Source organism: Streptomyces sp. NPDC043812, from assembly GCF_056436245.1.
Genome location: NZ_JBWKCY010000002.1, coordinates 69,940 through 90,381 on the forward strand (window position 1 = coordinate 69,940; position 20,442 = coordinate 90,381).

At 71.9% G+C, this 20,442-nt stretch carries 15 protein-coding genes; 7 read left to right on the plus strand and 8 right to left on the minus strand.

Annotated features, from left to right (window positions below; all coding sequences use genetic code 11):
- Nucleotides 1-77 precede the first annotated feature (77 nt).
- On the plus strand, nucleotides 78-461 hold the full coding sequence (locus tag AC067Z_RS03010; protein ID WP_478787663.1) for a cold-shock protein: 384 nt from the start codon (nucleotides 78-80) through the stop codon (nucleotides 459-461).
- 7 nt (nucleotides 462-468) lie between these two features.
- Here the strand turns inward: AC067Z_RS03010 and AC067Z_RS03015 are convergent, their stop codons facing one another.
- The 4 genes from AC067Z_RS03015 to AC067Z_RS03030 form a co-directional block, all read right to left on the minus strand.
- Nucleotides 469-1,308 (minus strand): 1,4-dihydroxy-6-naphthoate synthase, encoded by an 840-nt coding sequence (locus tag AC067Z_RS03015; RefSeq protein WP_478787664.1) that lies wholly within the window; start codon nucleotides 1,306-1,308, stop codon nucleotides 469-471.
- Nucleotides 1,305-1,979, minus strand: coding sequence for a futalosine hydrolase (locus tag AC067Z_RS03020; protein ID WP_478787665.1), 675 nt, complete (start codon nucleotides 1,977-1,979; stop codon nucleotides 1,305-1,307). The genes AC067Z_RS03015 and AC067Z_RS03020 overlap by 4 nt, the downstream gene beginning before the upstream one ends.
- A 16-nt stretch (nucleotides 1,980-1,995) precedes the next feature.
- Nucleotides 1,996-2,475, minus strand: coding sequence for a DUF2771 domain-containing protein (locus AC067Z_RS03025; protein ID WP_478787666.1), 480 nt, complete (start codon nucleotides 2,473-2,475; stop codon nucleotides 1,996-1,998).
- A gap of 195 nt (nucleotides 2,476-2,670) precedes the next feature.
- A complete protein-coding gene (locus AC067Z_RS03030; protein ID WP_478787667.1) occupies nucleotides 2,671-4,020 on the minus strand; it encodes an MFS transporter in 1,350 nt (449 codons plus the stop codon).
- A 384-nt stretch (nucleotides 4,021-4,404) separates the two neighbouring features.
- On the opposite strand from AC067Z_RS03030, the gene AC067Z_RS03035 reads away from it, so the two are divergent.
- From AC067Z_RS03035 to AC067Z_RS03045, 3 genes are all read left to right on the plus strand, one after another.
- On the plus strand, nucleotides 4,405-5,349 hold the full coding sequence (locus AC067Z_RS03035; RefSeq protein WP_478787668.1) for a DUF3027 domain-containing protein: 945 nt from the start codon (nucleotides 4,405-4,407) through the stop codon (nucleotides 5,347-5,349).
- Nucleotides 5,350-5,699: 350 nt separating this feature from the next.
- Nucleotides 5,700-8,900: a sacsin N-terminal ATP-binding-like domain-containing protein gene (locus tag AC067Z_RS03040; RefSeq protein WP_478787669.1), complete on the plus strand. Its 3,201-nt coding sequence runs from the start codon at nucleotides 5,700-5,702 to the stop codon at nucleotides 8,898-8,900.
- A 61-nt stretch (nucleotides 8,901-8,961) separates the two neighbouring features.
- Nucleotides 8,962-10,137, plus strand: a complete 1,176-nt coding sequence (locus AC067Z_RS03045; protein ID WP_478787670.1) for an epoxide hydrolase family protein — start codon at nucleotides 8,962-8,964, stop codon at nucleotides 10,135-10,137.
- Between the two features lie 122 nt (nucleotides 10,138-10,259).
- On the opposite strand, the gene AC067Z_RS03050 is transcribed toward AC067Z_RS03045, so the two are convergent.
- Both AC067Z_RS03050 and AC067Z_RS03055 read right to left on the minus strand, forming a co-directional pair.
- Nucleotides 10,260-10,937 carry a maltokinase N-terminal cap-like domain-containing protein gene (locus tag AC067Z_RS03050; RefSeq protein ID WP_478787671.1) on the minus strand — a complete coding sequence of 226 codons (678 nt, stop codon included), beginning with the start codon at nucleotides 10,935-10,937 and terminating at the stop codon, nucleotides 10,260-10,262.
- 64 nt (nucleotides 10,938-11,001) lie between these two features.
- Nucleotides 11,002-11,580 carry a hypothetical protein gene (locus AC067Z_RS03055; RefSeq protein WP_478787672.1) on the minus strand — a complete coding sequence of 193 codons (579 nt, stop codon included), beginning with the start codon at nucleotides 11,578-11,580 and terminating at the stop codon, nucleotides 11,002-11,004.
- Between the two features lie 278 nt (nucleotides 11,581-11,858).
- Here AC067Z_RS03055 and AC067Z_RS03060 point away from each other — a divergent pair, with 278 nt between their 5' ends.
- The 3 genes from AC067Z_RS03060 (at nucleotide 11,859) to AC067Z_RS03070 (ending at nucleotide 17,455) form a co-directional block, all read left to right on the plus strand.
- Nucleotides 11,859-12,278 carry a VOC family protein gene (locus AC067Z_RS03060; RefSeq protein WP_478787673.1) on the plus strand — a complete coding sequence of 140 codons (420 nt, stop codon included), beginning with the start codon at nucleotides 11,859-11,861 and terminating at the stop codon, nucleotides 12,276-12,278.
- Nucleotides 12,279-12,420: 142 nt separating this feature from the next.
- Complete coding sequence (locus tag AC067Z_RS03065; RefSeq protein WP_478787674.1) at nucleotides 12,421-13,527, plus strand: baeRF3 domain-containing protein; 1,107 nt, start codon at nucleotides 12,421-12,423, stop codon at nucleotides 13,525-13,527.
- Nucleotides 13,528-13,711: 184 nt separating this feature from the next.
- Nucleotides 13,712-17,455 carry a Tat pathway signal protein gene (locus AC067Z_RS03070; protein WP_478787675.1) on the plus strand — a complete coding sequence of 1,248 codons (3,744 nt, stop codon included), beginning with the start codon at nucleotides 13,712-13,714 and terminating at the stop codon, nucleotides 17,453-17,455.
- 63 nt (nucleotides 17,456-17,518) lie between these two features.
- Here the strand turns inward: AC067Z_RS03070 and AC067Z_RS03075 are convergent, their stop codons facing one another.
- Nucleotides 17,519-19,981: an HAD-IC family P-type ATPase gene (locus tag AC067Z_RS03075; RefSeq protein ID WP_478787676.1), complete on the minus strand. Its 2,463-nt coding sequence runs from the start codon at nucleotides 19,979-19,981 to the stop codon at nucleotides 17,519-17,521.
- Nucleotides 19,982-20,106: 125 nt separating this feature from the next.
- Nucleotides 20,107-20,391 (minus strand): DUF2530 domain-containing protein, encoded by a 285-nt coding sequence (locus AC067Z_RS03080; protein WP_478787677.1) that lies wholly within the window; start codon nucleotides 20,389-20,391, stop codon nucleotides 20,107-20,109.
- Between the last annotated feature and the right edge of the window lie 51 nt (nucleotides 20,392-20,442).

The following is a 20,442-nucleotide window of genomic DNA, read 5'->3' on the forward strand; positions in this document are numbered from 1 at the left end:
CCGCTGTAGTGCTATCAAGAGCCGTTTTTCGGCGCCCCGCATGGCGGCGCCCAACGAGTACGAGGACGAGGACAGACGTGCCCACCGGCAAGGTGAAGTGGTTCAACAGCGAGAAGGGCTTCGGCTTTCTCTCCCGCGACGACGGCGGCGACGTCTTCGTGCACTCCTCCGTGCTCCCCTCCGGAGTCGATGTTCTCAAGCCCGGCCAGCGCGTCGAGTTCGGCGTGGTCGCGGGTCAGCGCGGCGACCAGGCGCTGTCGGTGACCCTGCTCGACCCGACCCCCTCCGTGGCCGCGGCCCAGCGCCGTAAGCCGGACGAGCTGGCGTCCATCGTGCAGGACCTGACGACCCTGCTGGAGAACATCACGCCGTCACTGGAGCGTGGCCGCTACCCCGACAAGGTCCAGGGCGCGAAGATCGCGGGCCTGCTGCGGGCCGTGGCCGACCAACTGGACGTCTAGGCCCTGCTCAGACGAACGACAGCGCATCGCGGCCGAGGGGCGGTACCAGCCCCTCGGCCGCGGCGCGTGTCAGCAGTCCGCGCACGGCCGCGTAGCCGTCGTCGCCGAGGTCGTGGGTGAACTCGTTGACGTACAGGCCGATGTGCTGGTCGGCGACGGACGGGTCCATCTCCTGGGCGTGCTCCAGGACGTACGGGCGCGAGAGAGCGGGGTCGTCCCATGCCATGCGGACCGAGGTGCGCGCGGACTCCGCCAGCAGCCGCAGCATGTCCGCACCCAGCGAACGCTTGGCGATGATCGCGCCGAGGGGGATCGGCAGCCCGGTCGTCTGCTCCCAGTGCTCGCCCATGTCGGCGAGCGAGTGCAGCCCGTACTGCCGGTACGTGAAGCGTGCCTCGTGGATGACCAGCCCGGCATCGACCTTGCCGTCCCGCACCGCCGGCATGATCTCGTGGAACGGCATCACCAAGATCTCGCCGACGCCGGCCGGGACGACGTCCGCGGTCCACAGCCGGAACAGCAGATACGCCGTGGAGCGCTCGCTCGGCACGGCCACCGTCTTCCCGGTGAGGTCCGCCCCCGCCTCGCGGGTGAGGACGAGCGGGCCGCAGCCCCGGCCCAGCGCACCGCCGCACGGGAGCAGCGTGTAGTCGTCGAGGACCCACGGGAGCACCGCGTACGAGACCTTGAGGACGTCGAACTCGCCGCGCTCGGCCATCCCGTTGGTGAGGTCGATGTCCGCGAACGTGACGTCCAGCTCGGGCGCGCCCGGGATCCGGCCGTGTGCCCAGGCGTCGAAGACGAACGTGTCGTTGGGGCAGGGGGAGTACGCGATCTGCAGGGTCACGGTGACTCCTTCAGGACAGGGGTGAGCAGCTCGAAGCCCCGCCGCAGCGCGGCGAGCGCCTCACCGATGCGCCAGGAGGCGCGGTCGCGGGGGCCGACGGCGTTGGAGATCGCGCGGATCTCGGCCACCGGTACGCCATGTGCGGTGGCGGCCTCGGCGACCCCGAAGCCCTCCATCGCCTCGGCGGCGGCCCGGGGATGACGCGTCGTCAGTTCGGCGGCACGTGCGGCGGTGCCGGTCACCGTGGAGACGGTCAGCACGGGCGCGTGGACGGCACCCAGGGCCTCGGCGATACGCGCGGACAGCCCGGCGGGCGGGCGGTGGATGCTGCGGCCGAAGCCGAGTTCGTCGACGGCGAGATAGCCGTCGGGGGTGTCGGCGCCGAGATCGGCGGCGACGATGGCGTCGGCGACGACGAGGGAGCCGACGGGAGCGTGGGCGGCGAATCCGCCGCCGATGCCGGTGGAGACGACGAGTCCGTACCGCCCCGCGGTGAGCGCGGTGGCGGTGCCCGCCGCCGCGGCGGCGGGGCCGACACCCGCGACGAGGACGTCGAGGCCCGACGGGGTGCGGGTGAGCTCATAGCCGCCCGGGAGGGCGACGGTGTCCGTGCTCGTGGCGGCGAGGGCTCCGGCCTCCGCCGCCACGGCGGTCACGACGAGTACGCGCACGGCACGGTCCTCCGGGTCAGGAGGCCTTCTCGAACTGGAAGCGGTAGATGCCGATGACCTTGCTGCCGTTCGTCTCCATGATGTTGACGTCGGTCTTCTTGGTCGGCTCGCCCGTGGCGGAGGTGAAGAAGGCGTTGGCCGGAATGGTCCGGTACGACTTCTTGAACGGCTCCTGTTCGACGGGCTGCGCGCCGAAGAGCAGCGTCCAGCCGTTCTCGGCGATCTCCGGGTCGACACCGATACGGACCTTGTCCTCGGCGGCCACCGTGATCTTCTTCGGGGTGCCCTTGGTGAGGCACGCCTGCACCTCGGACTCCTTGAGGGCCTTGCCGTCGTTGTAGCAGACGGCCTCGGTGTGGACCGAGTCCGAACCGACCGTCACGGTCGCGAGCGGGGTCGGCTTGTCGCAGGCGGAAAGGACGAGGAGCCCGGCGGACACGGCGCCGAGAGCGGCAGCGGCCCGGCGGTGCTTGCCGGAGAAGAACGCAACGGTCATGGCCCGAAGGCTATCGGGCCTCCCCGGCCGCGCCACGCGGGGGTACGGCGCGGCGCGCGTTTGCCCCCACGGGGGCGTAAGCCTTTCGGCCCGTCGGGCGGAGCCGGCCGGCCTCTCGGCCCTCCGACGTTCGAGGACACGGCCGCGGGCCGTGCTGCGCGCACCGACGCGCGGCGGGGCACGACCGCGGAGCCGCTATGCCACCCGCGCCCGGGGAGCGTTCCCGTGCCGTGCCGCCGTCAGCAGGCCGCGCCAGGCCAGCGCCGCACCCGTCGCGACGATGCACGCCGCGACCGACATGCCCACAGCCCCGTTCAGCGGCAGCGAGATGCCGATCGCGCCGCCCAGCACCCACGCCATCTGCAGCAACGTCTCCGAGCGGGCGAACGCGGACGTACGCACCTGTTCCGGTACGTCGCGCTGGATCAGCGCGTCCAGGGACAGTTTCGACAGCGCCTGCGAGAAGCCCGCCGTCGCGCCCAGCACCGCCACTATCCCCGCCCCGAAGAAGACCGCCGCCAGGATCGCCGCGGTCAGTACCAGCGCCAGCATCGTGGCGATGATCAGTTCAGGGCCGCGTGCCCGCAGCCACGCCCCCACCGCCGTGCCCAGCGCGTTGCCCACGCCGGCGGCCACGCCCACCATCCCCAGCGACACCGCGGCCGACTGGCCCGCCAGCGGATGGTCGCGCAGCAGGAACGCCAGGAAGAAGATCAGGAACCCGGAGAGCGCACGGTGCGCGGCGTTCGCCTGGAGACCGTGGAGCACCGAGGGCCCCACCGTCCTCAGGCTCGGCTTCTTCTCGCCGTGCGTCAGCATGTGCGCCTTGCGCTCGCCCTTCGCCGAGTCGACCTTGGGCGGCATCGTGAACGCCCAGTAGGTGCCCAGCAGGAACAGCGCACACGCCCCGTACAGCGGCCACTGCGGACCGATCCGCTGCAGTCCCACCCCGATCGGCGCCGCGATCCCCGTCGCGAGCAGGCCCGCGAGCGTGACGCGGGAGTTCGCCTTCACCAAGGAGAACCCGGGCGGCAGCAGCCGCGGCACGACCGCGCTGCGGACCACCCCGTACGCCTTCGACGAGACCAGCACACCCAGCGCAGCCGGATACAGCTCCAGACCGCCCGTGGCGACCGCGCCCGACATCAGGATCGCCAGCAGCGCCCGGGCGAGCATCGCGCCCGCCATCGCCGCGCGCCGCCCGTGCGGGACGTGGTCGAGCAGCGGGCCGATCACCGGTGCCAGCAGGATGAAGGGCGCCATCGTGACGGCCAGGTAGAGCGCGACACGGCCGCGCGCCTCGTCCGTCGGCACGGAGAAGAACACCGTGGACGCCAGCGCCACGGTGATCATGACGTCGCCGGCCCCGTTCACGGCGTGCAGCTCGATCAGTTTGCCGAGACCGGATTCGCCCGCGCCGTGCGCGTGCGTCGCCTTGCGGATACCGCGCGCCGTGCCTGTGAACGGCAGGTGCAGGGCACGCCCGAACGTCCGGCCCGCTCGTCGGAGCGGCCCGGCTGCCTCGGACGACCTCTCGGCTGCCACCCCGTCATAGTGCCCCAACCCCCGCCGACACGAACCGTGATCCGGTCCGGCGGTACGGCGTGTCCGTCCACGTCGGCCGTGTCCCGAGCCCGCTTCCGGACCCTCCCGGGCGCCGTGCCGGTCCCCTCGGTTCATCCCGTGTTGGGACGGGCAGGTGGGCGGGGAGCTGTGAAGGGGGTAGCGTGCGTAGCGCGCCACCGGCGGTTGTTCTCGGCCGCGCGCCTCTTCGGCATCCCGCAGAATGGATGACGTCAGGTGTGCCCGGAAACGGATCGGTACGGGCGTGGACGTCGATGCGGCCCCCAGGTCCGCTCCGCCCACGGCCCCGTAGCTTCCCAGCCGGCAGGTGCACCCGTGAGACGGCGTAGGAGAGAAGCGAGACCTGTGAGTGCTGCGACGACGCGAAGCCGTACCCCCGACCGTCTGTGCGCCGAGGCGGTAGACCTTGCCCGGGAGGCGGCCGAGGAGGCCGCGTTCCCCGGAGTGGTCGGCGAGCATGTGTCCCTCGTGTCCGAGGGGGACCGGGTCGTCACCCACTTCTTCGAAGCCAAGGAACCCGGATACCGGGGCTGGCGCTGGGCCGTCACCGTGGCCCGCGCCTCCCGCGCCAAGTTCGTGACGCTCGACGAAACTGTCCTGCTGCCCGGCCCCGACGCGCTGCTCGCCCCGGAGTGGGTGCCCTGGAGCGAGCGCCTGCGGCCCGGCGACATGGGACCCGGCGATCTGCTGCCGACCGAGGCCGACGATCTGCGTCTGGAGCCCGGTTACACCGGCGAGGACGTGCCCCCGCCGAATTCCGCGCTCGCCGAGCACCCGCCCTCGCACGACCTCGCCGAGCGGGTCGACGCGGAGGACGCCGAGCTCACCGACCGCCGCCCCGCGATCGAAGCCACGGCCTCCAACGGCCGCGGCCAGATCGCCGCGCTCGCCGAGGAGCTCGGCATGCGCCGGGCCCGTGTCCTGTCCCGGTACGGCCTGCACACCGCGGCCGACCGCTGGGACGAGTCCTTCGGCTCTAGGACGGCGATGGCCCAGGCGGCCCCGGCGGCATGCGTGACCTGCGCCTTCCTGGTGCCGATCGCCGGCTCGCTGCGGCAGACGTTCGGTATCTGCGCGAACGAGTACTCGCCGGCGGACGGACACGTGGTGTCCCTGGCGTACGGCTGTGGTGGTCACTCCGAGGCGGCGGTCATGCCGAAGCCGCCGGTCCCGGCCCCGCCGGTGTTCGACTCGATGGCGACGGACGAGTTCCCCCTGCGCCCCGCGCGGGACGGCGGCTCGGTCTCCCCGGAGACGGACACCGAGTCGGAGGACCTGGGCCACTCGTAGCCTGACCGGCCGGTCCGCCCTCACGGGGGCGATCCTGGGCCGGGCACCCTCACCCACGCCCGCAGGGCGTCCTGCGGCCACGGGCGCTGCGCCCGGGAAACCTGGCCCCGTCCCACGGCGGCCCGGCCGTAGGGGGAGCGTGAGGACACGGCCGTGGCCGGGCTGCGACCACCGGCACGGGGCCGGGATTCGAGACCCCGGCCGGGTCATGCCGGGCGCTGCGCCCGGGAAAACCGGCCCGGTCGGAGACCTCCGCCGCCAGGCCCGGCAACCGCCCCGCATCCGTACGCGGTACCTTCGGCCCCGTAGGGCATACGCAGGCAACGGGGCCGGAAGAGCGGAGTCACAGCGTGGGCGTCAGGACGACCGAGTGGGCCGACCCGTTCGGGACGGCGCGGCTGCGGCGCGGTGTGCTCGACGCGTGGGCAGCGAGCCCGGCCCGTTTCCGTGAGGACGCGAACGCCGAGGAGGACCTCGCCCTCGGCGGCTACCGGGACCGCCTCGTCGTCGAGCTGGCGCAGAACGCCGCCGACGCCGCCGCCCGCGCCCGGGTCCCCGGCCGACTGCGTCTCACCCTGCGGCCCGGGACGGACGGCGAGCCCACCGTGCTGGCCGCCGCGAACACCGGCGCGCCGCTGGACGCCACCGGCGTCGAGTCCCTGAGCACCCTGCGCGCGTCCGCCAAGCGAGAGGGCCATGAATCGGCCGTCGGCCGCTTCGGCGTCGGTTTCGCAGCCGTCCTCGCGGTCAGCGACGAACCCGCGGTCGTCGGCCGCCACGGCGGCGTGCGCTGGTCGCTCGCCGAGGCGCGGGAACTCGCGTCGCAGGCGTCGGCGGGCAGCCCCGGCCTGGGCGACGAGCTGCGCCGCCGCGACGGCCATGTGCCCCTGCTGCGGCTGCCGTTGCCCGCCGAGGGCACGGCGCCGGACGGCTACGACACGGTCGTCGTGCTGCCGCTGCGGGACGGCGCCGCCGTGGACCTGGTGGAGCGGCTGCTCGCCGGGATCGACGACGCGCTGCTGCTGACCCTGCCCGGCCTCGCCGAGATCGTCGTCGAAACACCGGCCGGGGTACGAGAGTTGCGGCGCAGCGTGGACGGGCCGTACGTCCTGGTCGACGACAGTGCGCGCGGCGAACGCCGCTGGCGCGTCGTCAGCCACGCGGGCGACGTCGAGCCCGCGCTGCTCGCGGACCGGCCCGTCGAGGAACGGCTGCGTCCGCACTGGGCCGTCACCTGGGCCGTGCCCGTCGACGCGGAGGGCACTCCGGCCCGGCCCGGCACCGCACCCGTCGTGCACGCGCCGACCCCCACCGACGAACCCCTGGGCGTCCCCGCCCTCCTGATCGCCTCGCTGCCCCTGGACACCACCCGCCGGCACCCGGCGCCCGGACCGCTCACCGACTTCCTCGTGGAGCGCGCGGCCGACGCGTACGCCGAACTGCTCGCCGGCTGGCAGCCGGTGACCACCGGCACGATCGACCTGGTGCCCGGCGCGCTCGGCAAGGGCGAGCTGGACGGGGCGCTGCGCGCGGCGATCCTGCAGCGGCTGCCGCGCACGGCGTTCCTGGAGGCGGCGGTGCCGCGCGAGGGCGAGCTCCCCCAGACTTCGTCCGGGGATACCCCCACCCACGACCGCCTGGGTGCAGGGGGAGTCATGGCGGACGACTCCGGCCTGCCGGGCCGTGAGGCGTCCCCGGCGCTGCGGCCCATCGAGGCGGAGGTCCTGGAGGGGGCGGGCGCGGAGACCGTACGCGTACTGGCCGAGGTGCTGCCGAGCCTGCTGCCCGCCGGCCTGGAGCGCCGGGTCGAGCTGCGCACTCTGGGGGTCGCGCGGGTGCCGCTGACCGAGGCGATCGACCGGCTGGCCGGTCTGGAACGCGAACCGGACTGGTGGCGGCGGCTGTACGACAGCCTGGCGGGCGTGGACCCCGACCGGCTGTCCGGCCTGCCGGTCCCGCTCGCCGACAACCGCACCACCATCGGCCCGCGACAGACGCTGCTGCCCCTTGCGGACACGCCGCCGAGGCTGGCCAGGCTCGGCCTGAAGGTCGTGCACCCCGACGCCGCGCACCCGCTGCTGGAGAAGCTCGGCGCGCTGCCCGCGACACCGCGGGCCGTGCTGACGACGCCGCAGGTGAGGGCGGCCGTGGCGGCCTCGCTCGACGAGGGCGAGATCTGGGACGAGGACGCGCTCGACGCCGAGGAGCTCGCGGAGACGGTGCTCGCGCTCGCCCGGGACGCGGAGCTGGAGCCGGGCGACGAGCCGTGGCTCGGTGCGCTCGCTCTCCCCGACGAGGACGGGGAGCTCGCGCCCGCCGGTGAACTCGTCCTCCCCGGCAGCCCGTTCGCCTCCGTGATGCGCGAGGGTGAACTCGCCCTCTGCGACACCGAACTGGCCGATCGCTGGGGTGAGCAGCCGCTCGCCGCCTGCGGAGTGCTGGCGGACTTCGCGCTCGTCCGCACCACGGACATCGTCCTGGACCCCGACGAGCTGGAGCCCCGCGACGGGGACTTCGCCGAACCCGACGACGTCGGACTGCTCGACGCGGTCGACGTCTGGTGCGAGGACGTGCTCGACCGGCTGCCCGAGACACCCCTGCCACCGGTCGCCACGGAGATCGTCGCGGTGCGCGACCTGGACCTGGTGGACGACGACTGCTGGCCGCAGGCGCTGGCGCTGCTGGCACAGCCGCCGCTGCGGGACGCGCTGACCCAGCCCGTACGCGTCCTGCTGCCGGACGGCACGACGGAGACGGTGCGCCCGTACACGGCGTGGTGGCTGCGCGACCACCCCGTACTCGACGGCCGTCGCCCCGCCGGCCTGCGCGCCTCGGGCGCGGACCCGCTGCTGGAGGGCCTGTACGAGTCGGTCGACACGACCGGCTTCGACGACGCCCAGGTGCTGCACGCCCTCGGCGTCCGCACGTCCGTGGCCGCACTCCTCGACGAGCCGGGCGGCGCGGCGGAACTCCTGTCCCGGCTCGCCGACCCCGACCGCCCGGTGCGCGCGACCCAACTCCACGCCCTGTACACGGCTCTGGCCGACCTCGATCCGGATCAGGTCACGCTCCCGGACGACCTGAGGGTGGTCGTGGACGGCGAGGTGCGGGTGGTGGACGCCGCCGACGCGGTCGTCGCGGACACTCCCGACCTCCTCCCCCTCACCGCCGGCATGCCGCTCCTCCCGGTGGCACCGTCGCGCGCGGCGGATCTGGCGGAGCTGTTCCAGGTACGCCGCCTGAGCGAGAGCGTCACGGCGGAGATCACGACCGAGGGCGAGGAGCACGAGGTCCCGGATTCGGTCCGCGTCCTGCTCGGCCCCGCGACGCCGACGTCCTACGTCGAGCACGAGGAACTGGTCGTCGACGCCACCGAACTGGACTGGCGCCGCACCCCGGACGGCGTCCTCCACGCCGCCACGCTGGAGGGCGTGGCAGCGGCCCTCGCCTGGGCCGCGGGCCAGTGGCCCCGCCGTTTCGAGGTGGCGGCACTGCTGGAGGACGCGTCACGGACGGCGGAGCTGGAACGGGACAGGTGGTTCGACGCATAACCCGCAGTGTGTTGAGGGCTTGCGGACAGTACCTGTCCGCAAGCCCTCCTACTTTGGGGACATGGAAAAGAACAGCTCCTCGCAGGAGATCCGTCCCTTCCGTATCGAGGTCCCGCAGGCCCAGCTCGACGACCTGCGCAGCCGTGTCGCCGGCACCCGCTGGCCGGACGAACTCCCGGACGCAGGCTGGGCCTACGGCGCCTCCGTGCCGTACATCCGCTCGCTCGCCGAGTACTGGGGAGGCGGATACGACTGGCGCAAGCACGAGTCCCGGATCAACGAGTACCCGCAGTTCCTGACCGAGATCGACGGGGCCCAGGTCCACTTCCTGCACGTGCGCTCGCCCGAGCCGGACGCCCTGCCGCTGATCCTCACCCACGGCTGGCCCGGTTCGATCGTCGAGTTCCTCGACGTCATCGGCCCGCTCAGCGATCCGCGCGCCCACGGCGGCGACCCCGCCGACGCCTTCCACCTGGTGATCCCCTCCATCCCCGGCTTCGGCTTCTCCGGGCCCACCGCGGACAAGGGCTGGAACGCGGCGCGCGTGGCCCGCGCCTGGGCCGAGCTGATGCGGCGACTCGGCTACACGAAGTACGGCGCCCAGGGCGGCGACCTCGGCGCGCTGATCTCCCCCGTGCTGGGCAGGACCGATCCCGGTGCGGTCGTCGGGGTCCATGTGAACGCCGCGTCCGTGGGGTTCATCCCGCTGGGTCCGGTGCCCGATGACGTGGTCGGGGAACTCACGGACGTGGAGAAGGCCCGCGTGGCGGCGATCGGAACGTTCACCACGGACGGCTTCGGCTACAACGTCCTGCAGTCGACCCGCCCGCAGACCCTGTCGTTCGCCCTCACCGATTCACCGGTCGGCCAGCTCGCCTGGATCCTGGAGAAGTTCAAGGAGTGGACCCACACCTCGGCCGAACTCCCCGAGGACGCCGTCGACCGCGACACCCTGCTCACCAACGTGATGCTGTACTGGCTCACCGCCACGGCCGGGTCCGCGGCCCGCATGTACTACGAGAACGCCCACGTCATGGACTGGTTCCCCGCCACCAGGTCCGAAGTGCCCACGGCGGTGGCCAACTTCGCCGAGGACGTGGCCATCCGCCGCTTCAGCGAGGAGCTCAACAACGTGGTGCGCTGGACGGATTTCGACCGCGGCGGTCACTTCGCCGCCCTGGAGGCGCCGGACCTGCTGATCGGGGACGTCCGGGCCTTCTTCGGCACGCTGCGCTGAGTCACGTCGACCCGCCGGCCGTGCCGGCCCCTCGGGCACGGCCGGCCTGTCGTACCCCGACCTGCCGTGCGTCCGTGTCGGCGACCCTGTCGCCGACACGAACACGGCACGGGCGGGCAGAGTCAGTTCGCCGAGGCGTGGACGACGGCGAACCGGCCGCGCCGTTCGTCGCCTTCCGGCGACTGCCAGCCGGCGGTGACGTATCCCCGGAGCCCGGTCGCCTCGGTGTCAGGAACCTGGTCCACCTGGTCCGGTCGGAGGACGCGTGTCACCGCGACCGTCGTCGCAGGGTCGGCGTCCACCACCACGTCGGTGCCGTGCGGCCCGTTGGTGACGGCTGCCGACGCGATCGCGGTCGGAAGGGCGGCGCCGGTGAAGTGGCCGGTGACGGACGGGTCGGGCGTGTTGCTCACGCTCTGCGCCTGCGCCTCGGCGTGGCCTTGGAGCAAGGCGAGCAACTGCGCGACGAGAACGGGGTCATGGATGCCGTCGTACACCCACCGCCGTCCCAGTACGCCGTGCTCGGACGTGCCGATGAGGGCCGACTCATCGGCTCCGGCCAGCGGCGCACCGCGGTAGCTGAGCGGTACGTGGTACGCGACCGGCCGGTCGCCGGACGTGTCCGTGACGACCATGAACTCGATGCCCACCTCGCCCTTCGGGTCGTCCAGGCGGAAGCCGCCGGCCCTGGTCAGTTCCGGCGCACGCGCCGTGCTCACGTACCACGGCTGCGTGGGAAGCCACGCAGCGAGCAGTTCCAGCTTGCCGGGCGACAATGTCGTGTTGTGGATGAAGGCCATACCCCGTGAACTGCCCCTGACGGCACATGATTCCCGAAGGGCGGGGCCGCCCGGCGCCCGACGGTCAGTGCCCGCCCTTGGGCTCCATGCAGCCGCCCTCCATGTAGGGGCCGTGCGCCTCGACCGTCACCGGAGTGCTCAGGGTGCCGGTGATGCACGGGCCGGCGTCGGGGACGCCGAAGGTGAAGCCGAGAGCGCCTTCCGTTCCGTGGACCTCGATCGTGTCGCGCGGATACCCGAGCTTGTCCAGGGCGGACAGCAACGCGGCCCGGTCGTCGACACCTTCCAGTGCCGGGACGATGCGCCGTGCGTGGGCGTCGCCCCGGCAGCGTGCGTCGGCGTTCAGGCGTACCTGCTGCTTGAACGCGTGGTTCTCCGCGTACTTGGCGGCCTCGGGGTCAGTCGGGCTCGACGAGGCGGCAGGCTCGGCCGGCGGGCTCGCGGGAGTGTCCGAGCAGAGGGCTGCCACCTTCGGGAACTTCCGGTTGTGCGCGGCGACCGCCGCCTTCGCCCGGGCCTTGTAGTCGACGCCGGGTGACGACGGCGTGTCCGGGGCGCCGCCGACGGTCTCGGTCCCGCAACCGGCCAGGGGGAGGGCCAGCAGTGCGACAAGTCCGGCTATGGCAAGGGCGGGACGCTTCACAGGACGCTCCGGTGCGGATTCGGCGGTCGGTGGTCGGGATCGTAGCCGTCGATCATCCCAACGGGCCGGTGTGCGGCCGCCGTCGGGTCTCCGGGAACCGCGTTGCCCCGGCCCGGGCCGGCGGCTAGGGTCGGCCGGGTGACTGCCGGGTCGGCCATGGGCCATGCACGAGTGGGGCTCCCGGCCTCGGCGTGAGCGCGAGGCGGGCCAGAGCCCCGCCGTTCCCTCTCCAGCTTCTTCCTGTCCCCTCGGAACCAAGACCTGGAGAGTCACCACACATGCCGCAGGACCAGCTGCACCCGGACGGGTCCGTCACCTCCGTCCAGCTCGACCACACCGCCGTGTACGCCGAGGACCGGCAGCTGTCGGCCGAGTTCCTCGCCACGATCCTCGGCCTCCGGGTCGGGGCACCGTTCGGCCCGTTCCTCCCCGTCGATCTCGGCAACGGCGTGACGCTCGACTACTACGAGCTGCGCGACGAGCCGATCCAGTCGCAGCACTACGCCTTCCAGGTGCCCGACGACCGGTTCGACGCCATGATCGCCCGCCTGGAGGCGGTCGGGGTCACCTACTACGCCGACCCGAACCACACCGAACCCGGAGCGATCAACCGCCTGTTCGGCGGCCGCGGCGCGTACTTCGCCGACCCGTCCGGCCACAACATGGAGATCATGACCCGGCCCTACGCACGGCCTTGAGTCCTGTCCGGGCGACCCACATGGGTCGCCCGGACACGACCTCGGCCCTGGCGTCCGGTCGCCGAGGCGTCCGGATGCGTGAGCGGGGCGCCGGAGAGAAGGTTGAGCCCATGAGCATCCGGGGGGAGACCGAGAGGGAGACATGGACACCGACGCCCTGACCCCCGCGCTGCTGCAGGAACTGCGGACCCCGAAGCCCTATCCCGCCGTCTCGGTGACGATGCCCACCCACCGCAACGGCCGGGAAAGCGACCAGGACGCCGTACGCCTGCGCAATCTGGTGGCCGAGGCCGGGCGCAAACTGGACGACGACGGGGTGGACCGACGGGCACGCGCCGGAATCACGGCCCAGCTGGAGCGGGCGGTGGCCGAGCTGGACCTGCGCCGGGCCCTCGACGGCCTGGTGCTCCTCGCCGACGCCGAGGAGCACCAGCTGTGGCGGCTGCCGCGCGCCGTGCCGGAGCGCGTGGTGCTGAGCGACAGCTACCTCACGCGCAACCTGGTCTCGGCGAAGGCGCAGGCCCGGCCCTTCTGGGCGCTGATGGTCGCAGGTGACCGGGCCACCCTGTGGAGCGGGTCGGGTGACGAGCTGCACGCACACATGGGCGACGGGTTCCCGCAGTCGAAGCCCGAGGAGCCGGCCGATCCGCAGCGCGAGGAGCGCCGTGGCGACGTGGCCGGCACCTTCACCGACGAACGCACCCGCCGGTTCCTCCGCGAGGTCGACACCGCGATCGGAGCCGTGCTGGAGTCCGACCCGCGCCCGCTGTTCCTGGTCGGTCTGCCCCCGGCGCTGAGCCTGCTGGAGAACGTGGGCACCGTCGCGGCGTCGGCAGCCGGAAAGGTGGCCAAGGGCGGTCTCACCGACGGCCCGCCGGCGGCCTTGTTCGAGGAGCTGCGCCCGGCGATCGAGGAACACCGTACGGCGGCCGCGGCGGCGACCGAGGCTCGCCTCACATCGGCCCGGGGACGGCGCGTGTTCGCCGCGGGCCTGGACGAGGTCTGGGGAGCGGTCCGGGACGACCGGGCCGCGCTGGTCGTCGTGGAGGAGCACTTCCAGCGCACGGTCCGGGTCACCGGTGACCATCTCCAGCCGGTCGACCCGGCCGGTCCCGCCGCACTCGAGGTCCGTGAGGACATCGTCGACGAACTGGTCGAGAAGGCGCTCGACGGCGGCGCGGACGTGATGTTCGTGCCGGACGGCGAACTCGCGGACCACGGCGGTCTGGCGGCGGAGCTGCGCTACTGAACGCTGTCCGGCGGACCCGCAGGTGGGGCCCTGCGTCGCCCTGATCGTCACCCATGCGGAACCCCCTTGGGATCGCCGCATACCGCATGCGAAGATCTCGTGAATTCCACGCAGCCCTGGGGGGGCCATGCCGAGATCGGCTCCGACGCGCCCACGCGTTCGAAGATCCATCACAACCACCGCCGTGACAGCGGTACTCACGACACTGCTGTCGCTCCTGATGCCCGTGACCGCCGCGTACGCGGACGAACCCGCCGCGGCACAGGAACCGGCGCCGTGCTCCGCACTGGACCTGGCGTCGTTCGGGGATCCGGGCGACGACGCCGTTGCGAGCGGCACGCTCGCCGCCGGCGAACAGCAGTGCTTCACCGTGCAGGCCGAGGCCGGCGAGCACCTGTTCATGATGCGCGACAACAGAAACGTGATCACCGGAAGGATCGAGGGCCCGGACGGCGACCTCGACTGCTACGCGAGCAGCTCGAATGTCGGCCGGTGCAACGTCCCCGCCGACGGCACCTACACCGTCCGCCTGCGCAACGATCAGGTGGACCCCAGCGACTTCCGTGTCTTCGTCGTGCCGCTCGCCGAGGCGGAGCCATGCGCGTCCGCGATCGGTACCTCCTGGGACCAGCCGGTACCGGTCCGCACCACCGCGGAGGACTTCCAGGTCGACTGCCAGCGGATCGACGCGAAGCCCGGCGAACGGATCATCACCTATGGCAGCACGGTCGTCTATGGCGGCGTGTCCGAGTGGATCACCGACGAGACGGGCAAGGAGATCTGCGAGAGGGACTTCGACAAGCCGGGCTGCGTGCTGCCCGGTGACGGCCCGTACCGGGTGTTGTCGTACGCGTCCTCCGATGAGGAGCCGGTCGACTACCAGCTCCAGGTCGCCCGGCTGAACGACCCCAAGGGCTGCCCCACCGTCGATGTCGGACAGTACGGTGCCGCGCCCGCTTCCCCGTCCGGCGCGGTCCGTTGCCGCATCATCGAGGTGCCCGCCGCAGGGCGCTACCTCGTGACGCCGACCGACGAGCGGAACAGCATCTACTGGACATACGTCTACGACGGTGACGCGGCAGAGGCATGCCGGGGCGGCTGGTGCACCTTCCCCGCCGCCGGCTCGTACACCCTGGTAGTGGGCGACCCGAACCGGGTGTTCGAAGGAAGCTACGCGACCGCGTTCCTCGACCGGGCCGGATCCGAGGGGTGCGTACCGATCGGGAACGGGCTGTACGAGGGCGAGCTCCGCTGGTCCGGTCAGTACGACTGCCTCGAACTGCCGAGCCCGACCGGCGCCCACATCGCCGGCCAGGTGCGCAGTGGTTCCGGGCCGGCCATCGAGGTGGAGGTCGTCGACGCCACGGGGGCGACCCAGTGCGGCGAGAGCGAACTCGGTCTGGGTGACTGTGAGTTGAAGGGCGTCGCGCCGCACCGTGTGCTGGTCAACGCGGACGAGGGCGAGGAGCCCGGTACGTACGCCATCAACTTCAACCGTCTGGACACCCCTCCGGACGGCTGTGACGTGATGCCGCAGGGCACGTTCACCGACGAGTCGGCGACCACGCTGACCACGGGTGGCGGTGTCTTCGCCCACTGCCTGACCATCCCGGCCGCCGACCACTCCCCGGCGGAGGTCGTCCAGCTCCGGACACTGTCGGGCAACGCCTACGCCTACATCGGCATCGTCGACTCCGACGGGAAGCAGGTGTGCGAACGCAGCGCCGTCAAGGACGGCTGGTTCGTCTGCGGCCTCACCCCGGGCAAGGCCCACACCGTCCTCTTCACTGGCAAGGACACCGCGGCTTCGTACGCGCTGTCCCGCAGGGACGTGACCGACGCGGCGAAGGGATGCGCGGCCGGCGAGGCCACGAACGTCGGCGGCCCGTCCCAGGCGGGCGAGTCCGGCGCCGTCGGCGAGCTGCGGTGCCACCGCATCAGCACGCAGGCAGCCACGGACCGACTGCACCTCGACGTCCGTGACGCCGAGGGGACGATCAACATCATGGCGCTGGGCTCCGAAGGCCAGGGCACCGACTGCTCCTTCCGCAACCGGGCCTGCGTCGTGACCGGATCGACCTCCTACCAGGTGCTCACGCAGGTGCCGCTCGGGCTGAAGGCCGCCGGTACGTACCGCATGGACGCGTGGCGCGTCGCCACCGCCGACGGTCCGGCCGCCGAGTGCGCCCGTCCGGCCTCGATCGCCTACGGGTACGGCCCGGTGACCGGGACGCTGACCGAGGCGAAGACGGGTGTCTGCGCCGTGCTGCCGACGGTGGAGTACGACTCGTTCGGCGTGAACGTGGCGGACACCTCGGGCGGTACCGGCCGGGCCAACGTCGCGTTCTACGGCCGTACATGGACGAACACCTGCACGTACGGCACCGACGGGTACAGGTGCAGTGCGCCGAGCAACGAGACGGGCAGCGCCTCTCCCGGCATCATGACCGTCTCCCTGCCCGAGAAGATGTCGGAGCTGCAGTACCGGGCCGAGGCCGTCTGCGCGTTGTGCGGCGGTGAGAAGTTCCGCGCGGAGTCGGTGACTCCGGGTTCGGCGCCGTCGGGAACGACCGCCGAGCTCACCGTCCGCGGTACGGCCCTGCACAAGGACGACCGGGTCGAGCTGCTGGTCAACGGCAAGCGCCACCCGTCCACCGTCACGTCCGTCTCGTCGGACTGGCGGACCCTGAAGGCCGACATGGACCTGACCGGTGTTCCGGCCGGGACCTGGACCGTGAGCGTCATCTCCCATCGGGGGCTGGAGATGCACCCGAGCACCCTGACGGTCACCCCTCCGCTCACCAAGCCGACCGGCACGTTCGAGCCGGTGCAGCCGGTGCGGTTGATGGACACGCGGGCGGGTCTGGGCGTGCCGAAGGCGAAGGTCGGTGCCGGGAAGACGGTCAGTCTTCAGGTGGCGGGCAGGGGTGGTGTCCCGGCGACGGGTGTCACCGCGGTCGTGCTGAACGTGACGGCGACGAACCCGACCGCGCTGAGCTACGTCTCGGTGTATCCGGACGGGACGACGCGTACGAGTGCGTCGAACCTGAACGTGGTGGCGAAGCAGACGCGGCCGAACCTGGTCGTGGTGCCGGTGGTGAACGGGAAGGTCGCGTTCTACAACAACGCGGGTTCGGTGGATCTGGTCGCGGATGTGTCGGGCTACTTCACCTCCGCGGATTCCGGTTCGACGTACGAGCCGGTGCAGCCGACGCGGTTGATGGACACGCGGGCGGGTCTGGGTGTGCCGAAGGCGAAGGTCGGTGCCGGGAAGACGGTCAGTCTTCAGGTGGCGGGCAGGGGTGGTGTCCCGGCGACGGGTGTCACCGCCGTGGTCATGAATGTGACGGCGACGAACCCGACCGCGCTGAGCTACGTCTCGGTGTATCCGGACGGGACGGCCCGTACGAGTGCGTCGAACCTGAACGTGGTGGCGAAGGAGACTGCGCCGAACCTGGTGATCGTGCCGGTGGTGAACGGCAAGGTCGCGTTCTACAACAACGCCGGCTCGGTCGACCTGGTTGCCGACGTCGCCGGCTACTTCACGGAGGCCGACAGCGGTTCCACCTACCGTCCGGTGCAGCCGGTGCGGTTGATGGACACGCGGGCGGGTCTGGGTGTGCCGAAGGCGAAGGTCGGTGCCGGGAAGACGGTCAGTCTTCAGGTGGCGGGCAAGGGTGGTGTCCCGGCGACGGGTGTCACCGCGGTCGTGCTGAACGTGACGGCGACGAACCCGACCGCGCTGAGCTACGTCTCGGTGTATCCGGACGGGACGACGCGTACGAGTGCGTCGAACCTGAACGTGGTCGCCGGGCAGACCGCGCCGAACCTGGTGATCGTGCCAGTGGTGAACGGCAAGGTGACCTTCTACAACAACGCCGGCTCGGTCGACCTGATCGCCGACGTCGCCGGCTACTACACCGACTGACCCCGGACCACCCGGTCGAAGGCCCCGTCGCCCGCCACGCCATGGCGGGCGACGGGGCCTTCGTCACGCCGGGAAGCGCCGCCCCACCACCCGCCACGAGACCTCCAGCAGCACCGCCCCCGCCGCCGCGATCCCGACCGCCGCCCACGGCATCGTCGTGCCCACCAGCTTCAGCGCGAAGAACTCCTGGAGCCACGGGACCGTCAGCACCAGCAGGAAGCCCAGCCCCATCGCCGCCACGAGGCCGACCCGCCACCAGGTGTACGGGCGGGCGATGATCACCAGAACCCACATCGCGACCAGGAACAGCGTCAGTGTCGCGACGCTCGTCTCGGCGTCCAGTGCGCCGGCGCCCGCATAGTGCGAGCGGGCGAGCAGATACGCGGTGAACGTCGCCGCTGCCGCGATCACGCCCGCCGGGACCGCGTAGCGCATCACCCGGCGTACGAAGTGGGGCTTGGCGCGCTCCTTGTTGGGGGCCAGGGCCAGGAAGAAGGCCGGGACACCGATGGTCAGCGTCGAGAGCAGGGTGAGGTGGCGGGGGAGGAACGGATACTCGACCTGGGAGCAGACCACCAGGATGGCCAGGAGGACGGAGTAGACCGTCTTCGTCAGGAACAGCGTCGCCACGCGCGTGATGTTGCCGATCACCCGGCGGCCTTCCGCCACCACCGACGGCAGCGTCGCGAAGCTGTTGTTCAGCAGGACGATCTGCGCCACCGCACGGGTGGCCTCGGAGCCCGAGCCCATCGAGACGCCGATGTCCGCGTCCTTGAGTGCCAGGACGTCGTTCACGCCGTCGCCCGTCATCGCGACCGTGTGGCCCCGGGCCTGCAGCGCGCCCACCATGTCGCGCTTCTGCTGCGGGCTGACCCGGCCGAAGACGGCGTTCGCGTCGATCTCCGCGCCCATGGCCGACTGCTCCGACGGCAGGCTGCGGGCGTCGAGTGTCGAGGACGAGCCCGGCAGGCCCAGCTTGCCCGCGACCGCCCCGACCGCGACCGCGTTGTCGCCGGAGATGACCTTGGCGGTGACGTCCTGGTCCGCGAAGTAGCGCAGCGTCTCGGAGGCGTCGGGGCGCAGCCGCTGCTCCAGGACCACGAGTGCGGCCGGTTTCGCGCCCTCGGCCACCGCGGGTGCGTCCAGATCGCGCGCGGCGCGGGCCAGCAGGAGAACCCGCAGGCCCTGCTGGTTGAGGGAGTCGATCTCGGCGAGGGACGGATCCCCGTCGGGGAGCAGCACGTCGGGCGCCCCCAGCAGCCAGGTGGAGTTCTCCCCGTTGCCCTCGCTGAAGCTCGCTCCGCTGTACTTGCGGGCGGAGGAGAAGGGCAGGGACTCCGTGCAGCGCCAGTCCTCGCTGTCCGGATACGCCTCGATGATCGCCTGCAGCGAGGCGTTGGGCCGCGGATCGGACTCGCCGAGCGCGCCCAGGACCTGGCGTACGTACTGCTCGTCCGTACCGCCCAGCGGCCGCACCTCCGTGACGTCCATGCCGCCCTCGGTCAGCGTGCCCGTCTTGTCGAGGCAGACCACGTCAACACGGGCCAGGCCCTCGATCGCGGGCAGTTCCTGGACGAGGCACTGCTTGCGGCCGAGGCGGATCACGCCGATCGCGAAGGCGACGGAGGTGAGCAGCACGAGCCCTTCGGGGATCATCGGCACGATGCCGCCGACGGTCCGGGCGACCGAGTCCTTGAAGTTGTTGTCCCTGACGACCAGCTGGCTGATGATCAGGCCGATCGCGGTCGGGACCATCATCCAGGTCACGTACTTGAGGATGGTGGAGATACCGGAGCGCAGCTCGGACTGGACGAGCGTGAAGCGCGACGCCTCCTCCGCGAGCTGGGCGGCGTACGCCTCGCGCCCCACCTTCGTCGCGGTGAAGGCGCCGCCTCCCGCGATGACGAAGCTTCCGGACATCACCTGGTCGCCGGGCTGCTTGAGTACGGGGTCGGCCTCGCCGGTCAGCAGCGACTCGTCGATCTCCAGGTTGTCGGCCTCGACCATCTCGCCGTCGACGACGACCTTGTCACCCGGTCCGAGTTCGACGAGGTCGTCGAGGACGATGTCGGATGTGGAGACCGAGGAGGCGACCCCGTCGCGCCGTACGCGCGGCTTCGCCTCGCCGATGACGGCGAGCCCGTCCAGGGTCTTCTTGGCGCGCAGCTCCTGCACGATGCCGATGCCGGTGTTCGCGATGATCACGAAGCCGAAGAGGCTGTCCTGGATCGGCGCGACCAACAGCATGATCGCCCACAGCACGCCGATGATTGCGTTGAAACGGGTGAAGACGTTGCCGCGGACGATGTCGACGGTGGAGCGCGAGCTGCGCACGGGCACGTCGTTGACCTCGCCGCGCGCCACGCGTTCGGCGACCTGGTCGGTGGTCAGACCGGTCGCGGGCGCTGCCGTGCGGCTCGGCAGCTCGTGGGGATGTACGGGATCCAGCTCGGCACCCGCGTCGATGACGGGTGCGCGGCCCCCCGGCTCGGGGCCGTCCTTGTCGGTCTCCGCCCGCTGCGTCATGGTTCCGACGGTACGGCGGGCGTGGCCGCTTCACCCCCTGAGCGGACGGAGGATCAGACCGGAGGAGGACACAGATGGTCCTGCGGTGCTACACGAGCCACTTGCTCCTGCTGGGCCCGCGCTCGTCAGGCCGAGTGATCCGCCTCCGGCGCTCCCGGCGCTTCTGCCGCCTTCGCGCGCTTGATCGCCGTGTCCCGGCTGCGTACGTACCAGATGCCGATCAGTCCGAGGCCGGCGCCGGCCAGGCAGGTCCACACCCACCAGGTCAGATCCCGGTCGGCGAACCAGCCGTAGAAGGGGATCTGGACGAGGAACATCACGAACCACAGGATCGTGCCGCCGACGATGGTGGGGACGATCGGCCCCTCAAGGGGTTCGGGTGCCTCGTGCCGGGGGGTCCACTTCGCCATGCGGACAGTGTAGGCGCGGTGCCGGTTATGCCTCGGAGGGCGGGTCCCGCA